This window comes from Pedococcus sp. P2_E2 (genome assembly GCF_056403955.1).
Genome location: NZ_JBFUEM010000002.1, coordinates 295,065 through 309,152, shown reverse-complemented (window position 1 = coordinate 309,152; position 14,088 = coordinate 295,065). Strand labels below are relative to the sequence as shown.

The following is a 14,088-nucleotide window of genomic DNA, read 5'->3' as shown; positions in this document are numbered from 1 at the left end:
GGGACATGAGCGATCAGCCGGGCACGGAAAGCTTCGAGGACGACCTGGGCAGTGTCAGCCTGGACGACGGCGTGGACGCCGGCAGCGGTCAGGACCAGCTGCTCGACTCCAGCGAGGGCGACAACGAACCGTCCTCACCGCCCGACCTCCAGCCGCGCGCGACCGAGTGGGGCACGACGGCCTCCGAGCAGGGCCAGGAGGAGAGCATCGAGCAGCGCATCCGGCAGGAGGTGCCGGACCCGGACTCCGCCTACGGCGCCCCGGACGACGAGGGCGGCCTCGACGCCGAAGCCCGCGTGGGTGGCGCGGACCCCGACTCCATCGCGGCGGAGGACGACTACCTCAGCGACGACGCCGTGGGGGACGCGAGCGTCGGACAGCTGACCGATCCCGACGAGGGGGACCGTCCGGACGAGGAGAGCGAGCTCGTCGGCGACGAGTCGAGCCCCAGTGGCGATCTGCAGAGCCCGGAAGAGGCAGCCATGCACATCGTGGAGGACTAGCCCTGCCAGACTGCTCCGCATGCGCCCGGTGACCGCCCTCCCGAAGGCGCACCTGCACCTGCACTTCACCGGTTCGATGCGCGTGGAGACGGTGCGTGACCTCGCGCAGAAGCACGCCCTCCACCTCCCCGAGGCCCTGACGACCGGGTACCCGCCGCAGTTGAGCGGACGGGACGAGCGCGGCTGGTTCCGGTTCCAGCGCCTGTACGACGCTGCTCGCGCGTGTGTGCGCGACGAGTCCGACCTGCGCCGGATCGTGCGTGAGGCAGCGCAGGACGATGCTGCCGAGGGCTCGCGGTGGCTCGAGATCCAGGTCGACCCGACGTCGTACGCGCCCTTCGTCGGGGGCATCACCCCCGCCCTCGAGATCGTCCTCGACGAGGCGGCGGCCGCCTCCTGCGAGGAGTCCACGCAGGTGGCGGTCGTGGTGGCAGCGAGTCGGATCCGCCACCCGCTCGACGCCAGGACGCTGGCCCGCCTCGCGGCGCACCACGCCGGCGAGGGGGCGGGCACCGTCGTGGGTTTCGGACTCAGCAACGACGAGCGGCGCGGTCAGACGTCCGACTTCGCGCCGGCCTTCGAGATCGCCCGGCGCGCCGGACTGGCCCTGGTGCCGCACGCTGGGGAGCTCCTCGGCCCGGCGGCGGTCGAGGCGACACTCGAGGCCATCCACCCCGACCGGATCGGCCACGGCGTCCGCAGCGTGGAGGACCCGCGGGTGCTCGACCTCGTCGCGGAGTCCGGGGTCGCCCTGGAGGTCTGCCCGCGCAGCAACATCGCGTTGGGGGTCTACGACAGCCCCGCGCAGGTGCCGCTCCGCACGATCGTGGAGCACGGCATACCCGTGGCGTTGGGCGCCGACGACCCGCTGCTGTTCGACTCACGACTGGCCGACCAGTACGAGCTGGCGCGCACCGCCCTCGGCTTCACCGATGACGAGCTGGCCGAGCTGGCCCGGGGCTCGGTGACCGCGTCGAGCGCGCCGACAGCGGTGCAGAAGGCGGCGCTGGACGACATCGACGCCTGGCTCGCGGCCCCGACTGCCTGACTGCCTGACTGCCTGACTGCCTGACTGCCTGACTGCTGCGAGTTTGCAGGATCCTCCGGGTCAGGACGCGGCGGATCCTGCAAACTCACTACAGCTCGTGGCCCACGAACACCGGCTCGTTGACCAGGGTGACCCCGAACGCGTCGTGGACGCCCTGCTGGAGGTGCCGCGCCAGGGCCGCGACGTCGTATGCCGTGGCCTCACCACGGTTGGTGATGGCCAGGGTGTGCTTGGTCGACAGGGCGGCCCCGCTGCCGGGCAGTGCGAAGCCCTTGCTGAAGCCGGCCTTGTCGATCAGCCAGGCCGCCGAGGTCTTGACGTTGCCGTCCGGGTCCGAGAAGCGAGGGGGCGCCGACGCCTCTGGTCCGAGCCGGGACGCTGCCCGGGTCTCCAGGGCTGCGAACCGCTGGGCCGACAAGACCGGGTTGGTGAAGAACGACCCGCAGGACCAGGTGTCGTGGTCGTCGGCGTCCAGGACCATGCCCCGCAGCCGCCGCTGCGCCAGGACTGCCTCGCGCGCGTCCGCCAGCGGCACCCGCTCCCCCGGTGACACACCGAGCTGACGGGCCAGGTCGGCATACCCGATCGGCTGGCTGAGCTCGCTGGGGACGAGCTGGAAGAGCACGTCGAGCACGACGAAGCGCGTCGTGGCCTTGAAGGCGGAGTGGCGATAGGTGAAGGCGCAGTCCGCGGCCGCCAGGGTGCGGACCTGCTGCTGGGCGCGGTCGTAGACCCTGACCGAGGCGATGGTCTGGGCGACCTCCTGGCCGTAGGCGCCGACGTTCTGGACCGGGGTGGCGCCGCTCGACCCGGGGATCCCGGACAGCGCCTCCACGCCGGACCAGCCCTCGGCCACGGCTCGCTCGACGAAGTCGTCCCACACCACACCGGCAGCCACGCGCACCATCACCCCGCCGCACAGGTCGGCGGACTCGACGGTGACGCCGTCGGTGGCCAGTCGCACCACACTGCCGGCGAAGCCGGCGTCGGCGACGACGAGGTTCGAACCGCCGCCGATGACCAGCAGCGGCTCGTCGGCGTCGTCGACCTCGCGGACGGCGTCGACGACCTCGTCGATGGTCTGGGCGGTGACGAGGCGGGCAGCGGGACCGCCGACCCGCATGGTCGTCAGGGACGCCAGGGTGACGTCGTGCTCGTCGTGCATCGAGGGCCGGTCAGTCGAGCTGGACGACGGCGATGCACCGGCCGAGCACCTTGGCGCCCTCGCTCGTCGCGGTGAGCTCGACGGTGGCACGCCGGGTGTCCTCGTCCACTGCTTTGACGACCCCGGTGACCTCGACCTCGCCACCGGCCTGAGGGACGACGACCGGCTTGGTGAAGCGGGTGCCGAACTCGACGACCCGGCCTCCGTCGCCGGCCCACTCCTCGACGACCGAGCCGACGGCTCCCATCGTCCACATGCCGTGGGCGATGACGTCGGGCAGACCGACGGACTTGGCGAAGGCCTCGTCCTGGTGGATGGGGTTCTGGTCGCCCGAGGCGTCGGCGTAGGCCACGAGGGTCTCGCGCGCGACGGTGAGCCTCAGCGGTCCGATGGTGTCGCCGACGGTCGCCTCGGCCAGGGTCCGTGCGCCCACGATCACTCCCCTCCCCGGATGACGATGGTGGACGTGGAGGTGCACAGCGCCTCACCGTCCCGCGTCGCCAGCTCCGTGCGCGTGGTGACCATCGCGTGGCCACCGGCCTCGCGCACCGAGTCGACCGTCAGGATGCCGAGCACGGAGTCGCCCGCCGTGATGGGTCGGTGGTGGACGAAGCGCTGCTCGCCGTGCACCACCCGGGTGTAGTCGATGCCCGCCTCGGGATCCTGGACGAACACCGCGTCGCACTGCTGCGCGAGGGTGACGGCAAAGGTGGGCGGCGCGATCACGTCGCGGTAGCCGGCGGCCCGGGCTGCCTCGCTCGAGGTGTGCACGGGATCGGTCGAACCCACCGCCGAGGCGAACGCCGCGATGGTCGCCGCGTCCACGGCATACGGGCCACTGGGCGGGTAGCTGCGCCCTGCGAAGTCTGCGTTGACGGCCATGGCGACCACTCTATTGGTGCCCGACGACGACGCGACCAGGCCGCCACCGGGGACACGACAAAGCCGCCCGGGGACCGAAGTCCGGGGCGGCCGTCGAGGCGCGTCAGGTCAGCGGGTCTCGCGGTGGACCGTGTGCTTGCCGTCGCGGGGGCAGAACTTCTTCATCTCCAGGCGGTCGGGGTTGTTCCGACGGTTCTTCTTGGTGATGTAGTTGCGCTCCTTGCAATCCACGCACGCCAAGGTGATCTTGGGGCGGACATCGGTGCTCTTGCTAGCCACGGGGCAACCTGCTCTCGGAACTGACTGGTGGTCTGTCTTGGTTCAAACAGAATGATGAGGAGCGCACCGATGAAGGCGCGACGACGCATCAGAATACGCGAATCCAGGGGTAATCCTGAAATCGCGGTTGTAGCGGGAGCGGGGCTCGATCCCGCGACCTCACGATTATGAGTCGTGCGCTCTAACCAGCTGAGCTACCCCGCCATGGGGTGTGCGCCTCACGACGCCGTTCCCAGAGCCCCCTGTCGGAATCGAACCGACGACCTTTTCCTTACCATGGAAACGCTCTACCGACTGAGCTAAGGGGGCCTGCCCACCCGGGGCTCGTGAGAGCCGCGCGGAAGTGCGACGGTGAGACTACACGGTCTTGAGCCTCCACCGAAAATCGAGGGTATGCCGCGTGGCCGGCCCCGCGCGACGGCTTTCCTGACACCGGTCCACCGGGGTCTAGCGGAAGGCCTGCTGGCCGGTCATCGCCTGTCCGATGACGAGGGTGTGCATCTCCACGGTGCCCTCGTAGGTGAGGACCGACTCGAGGTTGTTCATGTGCCGGATGATCGGGAACTCGAGGCTGATTCCGTTGGCGCCCAAGATGGTTCGGGAGGTGCGGCAGATGTCGAGGGCTTCCCGGATGTTGTTGAGCTTGCCGAGGCTGACCTGCTCGGGGCGAAGCGTCCCGGCGTCCTTGCGACGTCCCAGGTGCAGGGCGAGCAGCTGGCCCTTGACGAGCTCCAGGGCCATGTCGGCGAGCTTCTGCTGGGTCAGCTGGAAGCCGGCCAGCGGGCGACCGAACTGGTGCCGCTCCATCGAGTAGCGGCGGGCGGTGTCGAGGCTCGACCGAGCGGCGCCGAGGGAGCCCCAGACGATGCCGTAGCGCGCCTCCGACAGGCAGGCCAGTGGCCCCTTGAGGCCGGTCACGTCGGGGAACACCGCGTCGGCGGGAAGCCGGACCCCGTCGAGGACGAGCTCGCTGGTCACCGAGGCGCGCAGCGACAGCTTGTGCTTGATCTCGGGGGCCGAGAACCCGGGGGTGTCGGTGGGCACCACGAAGCCCCGGATGACGCTGTTGCCGTCCCCGGACTCGTCGACCTGGGCCCAGACCACGGCGACGTCGGCGATCGAGCCGTTGGTGATCCACAGCTTCGAGCCGTCCAGGACCCAGTCGTCGCCGTCCCGACGGGCGCGGGTGCGCATCGAGGCGGGGTCGGAGCCGTGGTCGGGCTCGGTCAGGCCGAAGCAGCCGATCGCCTCACCGGCCGCCATCCGTGGCAGCCACTCCTGCTTGTGCTCCTCCGTGCCCCAGCGGTGGATCGCGAACATCGCGAGCGACCCCTGCACGGAGACCAGGCTGCGCACGCCGGAGTCGGTGGCTTCGAGCTCGAGGCAGGCCAGGCCGTAGTCCACAGCGCTCATCCCGGCGCAGCCGTACCCCTCGAGGTGCATGCCGAGCAGCCCGAGGGCGCCGAGCTCTCGGGTCAGTCCGCGGACGTCGTCGATCTCACCGCGTTCGAACCAGTCCGCGACGAACGGCTCGACACGCTTGTCGAGGAAGGCGCGGACGGTGCCGCGGATCGCCTTCTCCTCGTCGGTGAGCAGGTCGTCGATGCCGGCGAGGTCCATCGGGTCGAGCGCAGACGGCGGGGTCATGCGCGCCAGTCTGGCAGGCCGGGTCGCGCTGGTGGATGGGCGCAGGCGACTCAGTGGCGGTCGTCGATGAGCTCGGAGATCCGGGCGATCGCGTAGGCGTAGCCGCTGGGGCCGCAGCCGCAGATGACACCGTCGGAGACGGCGGACAGGTAGGAGTGGTGCCGGAACTCCTCCCGCCTGTGCACGTTGCTGAGGTGCACCTCGAAGACGGGGATGCTCACCGCGGCGAGCGCGTCACGCAGGGCGATCGAGGTGTGGGTGTAGGCGCCGGCGTTGATGACGATGCCGACCGCGCTCTTGCGGACCTCGTGGACGGCGTCGATCAGGGCACCCTCGTGGTTGCTCTGCCGGAAGTCGACGTCGAGGCCGGCCAGGCCCGCCGCCTTGCGGCACAGCGCCTCGATCTCGGCCAGGGTGTCGGAGCCATAGATCTCGGGCTCGCGCTCGCCGAGCAGGTTGAGGTTCGGTCCGTTCAGGACGACGACGGTCTGCTGGCTCATCGTGGGCGCTCCTGTGCGTGCGGTATGCCGTGTGACCGCGGCTCTGCGGGTGCGGCCACCTTGCCATGCGGCCGGTCACTTTCAGGGTAGGCCACCTCAGGTCCGCATGACCGGCTGATCCGGTCATCGTCCGTTTGGCGGGGAGGCGGCCGGACCCCTAACCGCTCATCGCCCGCCAGATCACGATCACGGCCACCACCACGACGACGCCGACGGCGATCTGCTTGCCGTAGGACCTGAGGAGCACGGGCAGGACCGCGCTCCCGAGGTCGAGCGCGTCGTCCGTGCTCGCGGGTGCAGGTTTCGTTCCGATGGGGTGAGATGCCTGCGGCTCGGGGGCCGCCGGGGCTTCCGGCACGGGCTCGGGCTCGCCAGTGGGCTCCCCGAGGGGCGGGACCTCAGTGGGCTGCCCCACGGGCGGGACCTCGCCGATCTTGCCCTCGATGCAGCCGATGAACTGGCCGAGCAGCTTGTCGGACACGTCCTGCATGACTCCGCGGCCGAACTGGGCCGGCTTCCCCGTCACGGCGAGGTCGGTCTGCACGTCGGCGCGGGTCGAGCCGTCGCCGACGTCGGTGAGCTGGATGGTCACCGTGGCACCCGCCGTGCCGTTGCCCCGCTTGTCCTTGCCCTTGGCCTCGATGACCGCCCGGTGGGCGCCGTCGTCACGCTCGACGAAGGCGCCCGTGCCGGAGTAGACCAACGCGATCGGGCCGAGCTTGACCTTCACCGTGCCCGCAAAGCCTTCCTCGGTCACCTCCGTGACCGTGGCACCGGGGAAGCAGCCGCCGACCAGGGGCAGGTCCATGAAGGTCGCCCAGGTCCGGTCGACCGTGGCAGGCACGGTGAAGGAGTGGCTCAGCTCCACGGGCTCAGCCTCCCGCGGCCGACAGGACGGCCCGTCGGGTGAGCACCGTCGCGAGGTGCTTGCGGTAGTCGCTGTCGCCGTTGAGGTCGGACGGCGGGTTGGTGCCGTCGGCAGCCGCGGCGCACGCCTCCCGCACTGCCTCGTCGGTGGCGGCCTTGCCCACCAACGCCTGCTCCACCGTCGTGGCGCGCAGCGGCGTGGACCCCATGTTGGTCAATCCGATGCGCGCCTCGGCGATCGTGCCGCCGTCGACGCGCACCGTCGCCGCCACGGCGACGATGGACCACTGGTGGGACACCCGCACGAACTTCTCGTAGCGGTGGCCCCACCCGGTGTGCTTGGGGATCCGGATGGCGGTGAGCAGCTCGCCCTCCCCCACGGCCGTCTCGAACAGGTCCTGGAAGAAGTCCCCGGCGGCCACGGTGCGTTCGCCGCCACTGCCGGCGATGACGAACTCGGTGTCGAGCGCGAGCGCGGGAGCACCCACGTCACCAGCCGGGTCGGCGTGGACGAGCGCTCCGCCGACCGTGCCCCGGTGGCGGATCTGCGGGTCGGCCACCTCGGCGATGGCGTCGGTGAGCAGCCCCGCGTGCTGACGGACGAGATCGCTCGCCAGCACATCGGCATACGTGGTCATGGCACCGATGACGAGGTGGTCACCGTCTTCGGTGACCCCCTTGAGCTCCTCGATCCGGCCGAGGTCGATGACCTTCTCCGGGGCGTTGAGGCGCATCCGCAGGATGGGCAGCAGGCTCTGGCCACCGGCCAGCACCTTGGCCTCGTCGCCGGCCTCGGCGAGGGCCGCCAGGGCGTCGGCCACGGACGTGGGTGCCACGTAGTCGAACGATGCGGGGATCACTGGTCTGCTCCGTTCGTCGAGGCACCGGTCGGGCCGGCGTCCTGGTTGGGCGCATCCGCGTCGAAGTGCGGCTGCGCCTGGTCCGTGGTGGCCTCGGACTGGTTGGATCCGGCCGACTGGATGGCCCTCCAGACGCGCTCCGGGGTGCACGGCATCTGGATGTCGCTGATGCCCAACGGTCGCAGCGCGTCGACGATGGCGTTGACGACCGCCGGCGTGGACGCGATGCAGCCGGCCTCGCCGACACCCTTGGTGCCGAGCGTGTTCGTCGTCGATGGGGAGGTGGTGTTCTCCGAGACGAAGCTGATCGTGTCGGCGGCCGTCGGGAGGGTGTAGTCGACGAACGACCCCGTGACCAACGTGCCCTGGTCGTCGAAGACGGCCTCCTCCCACAGCGCTTGCGCGATGCCCTGGAGCACGCCACCGTGCACCTGGCCCTCGACGATGAGCGGGTTGATGATCTGCCCGACGTCGTCGACGCTGACGTACTTGCGCATGGTGACCTGGCCGGTCTCGGTGTCGACCTCCATGGCGCACAGGTGCGTGCCGTGGGGGAACGAGAAGTCGTCGGGGTCGAAGGTGGCGTCGGCGTCGATGCCGGACTCGACACCGGGCGGCAGGTTGTGCGACGTGAACTGGGCGGTCGCCACCTCCGTGATGCCGATGCCGTTGTCCGTGCCGCGGACGGTGAACCGGCCCGAGGAGAACTCCAGGTCGTCGACGCTCGCCTCCAACAGGTGGGCGGCGACGACCTTGGCCTTCTCGACGACCTTGTCGGCGGCACGCACGACCGCCTCGCCGCCCACGACGAGCGACCGCGAGCCGTAGGTGTCGAGCCCACGGGGTGCGATCTGGGTGTCGCCGTGCAGCACCTCGATGTCCTCGAAGGGCACCCCGAGGCGATCCGCCGCGATCTGGCTCCACGCCGTCTCGTGGCCCTGGCCGTGGGGTGAGGTGCCGGTGATGACCTCGACCTTGCCGGTCGCCAGCATCCGGATCGAGGCGTGCTCCCACCCGCCGGCGCCGTAGTTCAGGGCGCCGAGGATGCGCGAGGGTGCGAGGCCGCACATCTCGGTGAAGGTGGAGACGCCGATCCCGAGCTGGACCGGGTCCTTGCGCTCCCTGCGTTCGCGCTGCTCACGGCGTAGCCCTTCGTAGTCGAAGAGCTCGACGGCGCGGGCCGTCGCTGCCTCGTAGTTGCCCGAGTCGTACGTCATCCCCGCCACCGAGGTGAACGGGAACTCGTCGCTCTTGATCCAGTTCTGCTCGCGGATCTGCAGGGGGTCGACCCCCACCTCCGCCGCCAGCTCGTCCATCAGCCGCTCGATGGCATAGGTGGCCTCGGGGCGGCCGGCGCCGCGGTAGGCGTCCACCCAGGTGGTGTTGGTGAACACCGTCTGCACCGTGAACCGGTAGGCACGGAACTTGTAGATGGCGTTGTACATCCACGCGCCGAGCACGGGGACACCGCCTCCGACCAGACCGACGTACGCGCCGAGGTTGGCGATGAGGTCGACCTTCAGGGCCGTGACCGTGCCGTCCTTGGTCGCCGCGAGGGTGAGCGTCTGGTACTGGTCGCGGCCGTGGTGGCCGGAGACGAGCGACTCCGACCGGGTCTCGGTGTACTTGACGGGCTTGCCGACGTGGCGGGCGGCGGCCAGCGTCGCGAACTCCTCGGCCGTCGTCTGCAGCTTGCCGCCGAACCCGCCGCCGACGTCGGGTGCGATGACCCTCACCTTCGACTCCGGTATGCCGGTCGTGGCAGCGATGAGGAACCGCAGGATGTGCGGGACCTGGGTCGAGGTCCACACCGTGATCTGTTCACCCGTGGGGTCGACCACGGTCGACCGGGGCTCCATGAACGCCGGGATCAGTCGTTGCTGGCGGATCTCCCGCTCGATGACGATGCCGTCGGCGCGAGCCTTGGCGATCTCGTCGTCGACGGAGGTGCCACTGCCCTGGTCGGCGGAGTCGAGCCGCCACAGTGCCGACTTGTTGGTGCCGAGGTCCGGGTGGGCGAGCACCGCGTCCTCGACCGCCTCCTTGGCGTCGAGTACCGCTGGGAGCTCGTCGTAGTCCACGTCCACGAGCTCCGCAGCGTCGCGGGCCTGGGCCGCGGTGCGTGCGACGACGACGGCCACGATCTCGCCGGCACAGGCGACGTGGTCGACCACGATCGGCAGGTGGGCGGGCGCCTTCTGGTCGGTGGTGATGGGCCACGCGTTGGCCACGGCGCCCTGACCGTCCTTGACGTCCGCTCCGGTGACGACCGCCATCACCCCGGGAGCCTTGCGGGCCGCTGCCGTGTCGATGCCCCTGATCATGGCGTGGGCGTGGGGGCTGCGGACCATGGCGGCGTGGAGCATGCCCGGCAGGACGATGTTGTCGGTCCAGCGGGTGCGACCGGTGATGAGGCGCTGGTCCTCCTTGCGCAGGCGCCGGCTGCCGATCTCGGCGGCCGGACGCGTCTCGACGGCGGTCATGCCTGGCCTCCGTCCGAGCCCGAGCCCCCAGCGGCGGAGGCCCCCGCGGCCTGCTGCACCGCCTTGACGATGTTGACGTAGCCCGTGCAGCGGCACAGGTTGCCCTCGAGCCCGACCCGGATCTCCTGCTCGGTGGCGTTCGGGTTCTCGTTGAGCACGTCGATGGCCTGCATGATCATCCCGGGTGTGCAGTAGCCGCACTGCAGCGCGTGGCACTGGTGGAACGCCTCCTGCATCGGGTGCAGCTCGCCGTTCGTGGAAAGCCCCTCGATGGTGGTCACGTCGTGGCCGTCGGCCTGGACCGCGAGCACGTTGCACGACTTCACGCTGCGCCCGTCGAGGTGCACGGTGCAGGCCCCGCAGTTGCTGGTATCGCACCCGACCACCGTGCCGGTCTTGCCCAGCTGTTCCCTCAGGTAGTGGACGAGGAGCGTCCGCGGCTCCACCTCGTCCGAGTAGTCGACTCCGTCGACCGTGACGCTGATGCGGGTCATTCGCTCACCTCTCTGTGACGAAACACCTCTGACGGAACACCTGTGACAAACGCTGGGCGCGGCCGCCGCCGCACTTCGGATACTTGTCGTCAGGACAAGTGCTGGCAACGGTCAATCCGGGTGGTTTCCGGTGACCTCCTCCATTCCGGTGGATGCCCCCACCAACCCCGTCGCATGGTGGTGGATCGGCCCCTCGCGGTGGCCCAGCCGATCTCCTCGGCCTCCCCACTGGAGCGCGATGATCTCCGCCGCGATGCTCACGGCCGTCTCCTCGGGAGTGCGCGCCCCGAGGTCGAGACCGACCGGGCTCGAGAGCCTGGCCAGCTCGTCCTCCGTGAGGCCGGCCTCCCGCAGGCGGGCCATCCGGTCGTCGTGGGTGCGGCGCGATCCCATCGCCCCGACGTAGCCCACCTCGGGCAGGCGCAGGGCGAGCTCGAGGACCGGCACGTCGAACTTCGGGTCGTGGGTCAGCACGCAGATCACCGTGCGGGCGTCGATCCGGCCGGCGTCCCGCTCCGCCGCGAGGTAGCGGTGCGGCCAGTCCACGACGACCTCGTCGGCGGACGGGAACCGCGACGCCGTGGCGAAGACCGGTCGGGCGTCACAGACCGTGACCTGGTAGCCGAGGAAGTGGCCCTGGTGCGCCACCGCCGCGGCGAAGTCGATGGCTCCGAAGACCAGCATCCGGGGCCTGGGGGCGAAGGAGGAGACGAAGACCCGCATGCCCTCGCCGCGGCGCTCCCCGTCCGGGCCGTAGGTGAGGGTCTCGGTGCGACCGGAGGCCAGCAAGCCGCGCGCGTCGTCGGTGACCGCGTCGTCGGCTCGCGACGACCCCAGCGTCCCCGTGTCCCCGGCGGCGCCGTTGACTGCCGCGGGTCCAGGGGCATCGGACTCCGGACGGACGACCAGCCGGCGCCCGAGCCACGCCGGGTCGGGGTGCTCGATGACCGTCGCCACGGCGACGGGGCGACCCGCCTCGATGTCCCCGGCCACCGCTCCCAGCTCGGGGAAGGTCTCGCGGCTCACCTGCTCGACGAAGACGTCGAGGATCCCTCCACAGGTCAGCCCCACGGCATACGCGTCGTCGTCACTGACGCCGTAGCGCTGCAGGACCGGCACCCCGTCGGCGACCACACCCTGGGCGAGCTCGTAGACGGCGCCCTCGACGCACCCGCCGCTGACCGACCCCACGGCCTCGCCCCCGGGACCCACGAGCATGGCGGCTCCCGCCGGGCGGGGCGCCGAGCGCCACGTGGCGACCACGGTGCCCACACCGACCGTGGCACCGGCCCGCCACCAGCGGAGCAGCTCGGGGAGCACCTCACGCACGCGCAACCACCTCCACGAGCTCCTCGAACGTCGCCATCGAGTGACCTGCCACGAAGTCGTCGACGTGCGGGAGCGCAGCGACGATGCCCTGCTGGACGGGCTCGTAGCCCGGCTTGCCGCGATGCGGGTTGACCCACACGACCCGGTGGGCCAGCGCACTCAGCCGGCGCATCTGCTCGCCGAGCGCCGCGGGCTCGTCGCGTTCCCAGCCGTCGCTGAAGAGCACGACCACCGCGCCCCGGGCCATCCCTCGTCGGCCCCACCTGTCGAGGAAGGCTCCGATCCCCTCGGCCAGCCTGGTGCCGCCCGACCAGTCGGGGACGCAGGCACCGCAGGCGACGATCGCCCGCTCTGGGTCGCGCTGTCGAAGCGGGCGCGTGACGTGCGTCAGCCGCGTTCCGAGGGTGAACACCTCGACCGGCAGACCGCTGGCGGCGTAGGTGTGTGCCAGCCGCAGCAGGGCGTCGGCGTAGGCGCTCATCGAACCGGACACATCCACGAGCAGGACCACCCGGCGAGGGCGGGTTCCCTTGTGCCGCCACGCGATCGGGCCCGGCTCCCCCATCCGTCTCAGCTGTTCCCTCAGCGTCCGGCGGGCATCGACGCCGCCCCTCCGCGACGGGGTGTGCCGGTGGGCCGGACGGCGCGGCGCGCGTGGCCGCAGGGCCGCGAACATGGCCGCGAGCCGCGCGCGGTCGGCGTTGCTGAGGGAGGCCACGTCGCGGTGGCGGAGCACCTCCAGGGCGCTGGCCGACGCGCGCACGAGGTCCTGTGGCGACTCCGGGTCCTCACCCTGCCCCTGCCCCGCGTCGAGGGGGGCGTGGGCGACGGTGTGGGACGTGTCGCGCCGCGCGCGCCGCGTGGCACGCTCGAGGCCGAACCACGCGGCATACACCTGGTCGTAGCGCTCGAGGTCGGCCGGTGAGGCACACAGGGTGGCGCGCCCGGCCCAGTAGGCGCCGGACTCGTCCCCCAACCCGACGGCGGCCACCGCGTCGAGGAGGGTGCGCTCGCGGTCGGCCGTGACGTTGACGCCCGCGGCCCTCACCGCCCGGGCGAAGCCCAGGAGGATCTCGTCCGCGGCGTGAGCGGGTGCGGCAGGCGACGGGGCAGCCATCGGCGTCGGCGAGGCCGTCATCGGGCCAGGATCCGGTCGAGCGCCGCGCGGACCTTCTCGGCGTCCTCGCGGTACTTCACGGCGACGCCAAGGCTCGCCGACGCGGTGTCGAAGTCGAGGTCGGACGCACCCAGCTCCTGAAGCGCGCGAGCCCAGTCGAGGGTCTCCGCGACGCCGGGAGGCTTGATCAGGTCTTGCTCGTCGCGCAACCGGTGGACAGTCGAAACCACTTGCGCGGCAAGGGATTCTGAGACTTCCGGAGCGCGCGTTCTCACGATCTCCAGTTCGCGCTCGAGGCTGGGGTGGTCGATCCAGTGGTAGAGGCATCGACGCTTGAGCGCATCGTGGAGCTCGCGCGTGCGGTTGGAGGTGAGGACCACGATCGGCGGCGTCGCGGCCGTCACGGTCCCCAGCTCGGGGATGGTCACCTGCCACGTCGAGAGCACCTCGAGCAGGAACGCCTCGAACTCGTCGTCGGCCCGGTCGATCTCGTCCACGAGCAGGACGACCGGCGACTCCCGCAGAGCACGCAGCACCGGCCTGGCGAGGAGGAACCGCTGGTCGAACAGCTGCGCCTCGACCTCGGCCAGGTCCTGCCCCCCGGCCGCCACGGCCTCGACGGCTCGAAGGTGCAGGATCTGGCGGGGGAAGTCCCAGTCGTACAACGCCTGGGTCGCGTCGATGCCCTCGTAGCACTGCAGCCGGATCAGGGGCAGGTCGAGCGCGGCCGCGATGCCCTCGGCGAGCGCGGTCTTGCCGGTGCCGGGCTCCCCCTCGAGCAGCAGCGGGCGCTGGAGACGCAGCGCGAGCCAGGCAACCGTGGCGAGGGCGTCGTCGGCGAGGTATCCCGTGTCGGCAAGCCCCTGCGTCAGCTCCCCCGCGGACTCAAAGGCCTCGCGTGGCTCCATGTCCAC

At 71.0% G+C, this 14,088-nt stretch carries 15 protein-coding genes and 2 tRNA genes; 2 read left to right on the top strand and 15 right to left on the bottom strand.

Going from position 1 to position 14,088, the window contains the following annotated elements; translation table 11 throughout:
- The first annotated feature begins 5 nt into the window (after nucleotides 1–5).
- Nucleotides 6–503 (top strand): DUF5709 domain-containing protein, encoded by a 498-nt coding sequence (locus AC1DWR_RS07005; protein WP_477624062.1) that lies wholly within the window; start codon nucleotides 6–8, stop codon nucleotides 501–503.
- Nucleotides 504–522: 19 nt separating this feature from the next.
- Complete coding sequence (locus AC1DWR_RS07000) at nucleotides 523–1,551, top strand: adenosine deaminase (RefSeq protein WP_477624061.1); 1,029 nt, start codon at nucleotides 523–525, stop codon at nucleotides 1,549–1,551.
- Between the two features lie 88 nt (nucleotides 1,552–1,639).
- On the opposite strand, the gene AC1DWR_RS06995 is transcribed toward AC1DWR_RS07000, so the two are convergent.
- From AC1DWR_RS06995 to AC1DWR_RS06925, 15 genes are all read right to left on the bottom strand, one after another.
- Nucleotides 1,640–2,716 carry a UDP-N-acetylmuramate dehydrogenase gene (locus AC1DWR_RS06995; RefSeq protein WP_477624060.1) on the bottom strand — a complete coding sequence of 359 codons (1,077 nt, stop codon included), beginning with the start codon at nucleotides 2,714–2,716 and terminating at the stop codon, nucleotides 1,640–1,642.
- Between the two features lie 10 nt (nucleotides 2,717–2,726).
- A complete protein-coding gene (locus AC1DWR_RS06990; RefSeq protein WP_477624059.1) occupies nucleotides 2,727–3,149 on the bottom strand; it encodes a MaoC family dehydratase in 423 nt (140 codons plus the stop codon).
- A 2-nt stretch (nucleotides 3,150–3,151) separates the two neighbouring features.
- A complete protein-coding gene (locus AC1DWR_RS06985; RefSeq protein WP_477613554.1) occupies nucleotides 3,152–3,598 on the bottom strand; it encodes an FAS1-like dehydratase domain-containing protein in 447 nt (148 codons plus the stop codon).
- Between the two features lie 108 nt (nucleotides 3,599–3,706).
- A complete protein-coding gene (gene rpmG, locus AC1DWR_RS06980) occupies nucleotides 3,707–3,877 on the bottom strand; it encodes a 50S ribosomal protein L33 (RefSeq protein ID WP_270887403.1) in 171 nt (56 codons plus the stop codon).
- Nucleotides 3,878–4,007: 130 nt separating this feature from the next.
- A tRNA-Met gene (locus AC1DWR_RS06975) sits at nucleotides 4,008–4,081 on the bottom strand.
- Between the two features lie 32 nt (nucleotides 4,082–4,113).
- Nucleotides 4,114–4,186, bottom strand: a tRNA-Thr gene (locus tag AC1DWR_RS06970).
- Nucleotides 4,187–4,324: 138 nt separating this feature from the next.
- Nucleotides 4,325–5,524: an acyl-CoA dehydrogenase family protein gene (locus AC1DWR_RS06965; RefSeq protein WP_477624058.1), complete on the bottom strand. Its 1,200-nt coding sequence runs from the start codon at nucleotides 5,522–5,524 to the stop codon at nucleotides 4,325–4,327.
- A gap of 50 nt (nucleotides 5,525–5,574) precedes the next feature.
- On the bottom strand, nucleotides 5,575–6,024 hold the full coding sequence (aroQ, locus tag AC1DWR_RS06960) for a type II 3-dehydroquinate dehydratase (protein ID WP_477624057.1): 450 nt from the start codon (nucleotides 6,022–6,024) through the stop codon (nucleotides 5,575–5,577).
- Nucleotides 6,025–6,181: 157 nt separating this feature from the next.
- On the bottom strand, nucleotides 6,182–6,892 hold the full coding sequence (locus tag AC1DWR_RS06955; RefSeq protein ID WP_477624056.1) for an SRPBCC family protein: 711 nt from the start codon (nucleotides 6,890–6,892) through the stop codon (nucleotides 6,182–6,184).
- 4 nt (nucleotides 6,893–6,896) lie between these two features.
- A complete protein-coding gene (locus tag AC1DWR_RS06950) occupies nucleotides 6,897–7,751 on the bottom strand; it encodes an FAD binding domain-containing protein (protein ID WP_477624055.1) in 855 nt (284 codons plus the stop codon).
- The gene (locus tag AC1DWR_RS06945; protein ID WP_477624054.1) at nucleotides 7,748–10,234 is read right to left on the bottom strand and encodes a xanthine dehydrogenase family protein molybdopterin-binding subunit; all 2,487 of its coding nucleotides are present in this window, start codon (nucleotides 10,232–10,234) and stop codon (nucleotides 7,748–7,750) included. Before AC1DWR_RS06945 ends, AC1DWR_RS06950 begins: the two co-directional genes overlap by 4 nt.
- Nucleotides 10,231–10,728 (bottom strand): (2Fe-2S)-binding protein, encoded by a 498-nt coding sequence (locus AC1DWR_RS06940; RefSeq protein ID WP_477624053.1) that lies wholly within the window; start codon nucleotides 10,726–10,728, stop codon nucleotides 10,231–10,233. Before AC1DWR_RS06940 ends, AC1DWR_RS06945 begins: the two co-directional genes overlap by 4 nt.
- A gap of 111 nt (nucleotides 10,729–10,839) precedes the next feature.
- Nucleotides 10,840–12,057, bottom strand: coding sequence for an XdhC family protein (locus AC1DWR_RS06935; RefSeq protein WP_477624052.1), 1,218 nt, complete (start codon nucleotides 12,055–12,057; stop codon nucleotides 10,840–10,842).
- Entirely contained in the window at nucleotides 12,050–13,195 is a 1,146-nt protein-coding gene (locus AC1DWR_RS06930; RefSeq protein ID WP_477624051.1) for a vWA domain-containing protein, read from the bottom strand. The genes AC1DWR_RS06935 and AC1DWR_RS06930 overlap by 8 nt, the downstream gene beginning before the upstream one ends.
- Nucleotides 13,192–14,082 carry an AAA family ATPase gene (locus tag AC1DWR_RS06925; protein ID WP_477624050.1) on the bottom strand — a complete coding sequence of 297 codons (891 nt, stop codon included), beginning with the start codon at nucleotides 14,080–14,082 and terminating at the stop codon, nucleotides 13,192–13,194. The genes AC1DWR_RS06930 and AC1DWR_RS06925 overlap by 4 nt, the downstream gene beginning before the upstream one ends.
- Nucleotides 14,083–14,088 lie beyond the last annotated feature (6 nt).

Excerpts from the sequence above, each read along its gene's own strand:
- AC1DWR_RS07005 (WP_477624062.1), top strand. The coding sequence starts at position 6 with ATGAGCGATCAGCCGGGCACGGAAAGCTTCGAGGACGACCTGGGCAGT.
- AC1DWR_RS07000 (WP_477624061.1), top strand. The coding sequence starts at position 523 with ATGCGCCCGGTGACCGCCCTCCCGAAGGCGCACCTGCACCTGCACTTC.
- AC1DWR_RS06995 (WP_477624060.1), bottom strand. The coding sequence starts at position 2,716 with ATGCACGACGAGCACGACGTCACCCTGGCGTCCCTGACGACCATGCGG.
- AC1DWR_RS06985 (WP_477613554.1), bottom strand. The coding sequence starts at position 3,598 with ATGGCCGTCAACGCAGACTTCGCAGGGCGCAGCTACCCGCCCAGTGGC.
- AC1DWR_RS06965 (WP_477624058.1), bottom strand. The coding sequence starts at position 5,524 with ATGACCCCGCCGTCTGCGCTCGACCCGATGGACCTCGCCGGCATCGAC.
- aroQ (WP_477624057.1), bottom strand. The coding sequence starts at position 6,024 with ATGAGCCAGCAGACCGTCGTCGTCCTGAACGGACCGAACCTCAACCTG.
- AC1DWR_RS06945 (WP_477624054.1), bottom strand. The coding sequence starts at position 10,234 with ATGACCGCCGTCGAGACGCGTCCGGCCGCCGAGATCGGCAGCCGGCGC.
- AC1DWR_RS06940 (WP_477624053.1), bottom strand. The coding sequence starts at position 10,728 with ATGACCCGCATCAGCGTCACGGTCGACGGAGTCGACTACTCGGACGAG.
- AC1DWR_RS06930 (WP_477624051.1), bottom strand. The coding sequence starts at position 13,195 with ATGACGGCCTCGCCGACGCCGATGGCTGCCCCGTCGCCTGCCGCACCC.
- AC1DWR_RS06925 (WP_477624050.1), bottom strand. The coding sequence starts at position 14,082 with ATGGAGCCACGCGAGGCCTTTGAGTCCGCGGGGGAGCTGACGCAGGGG.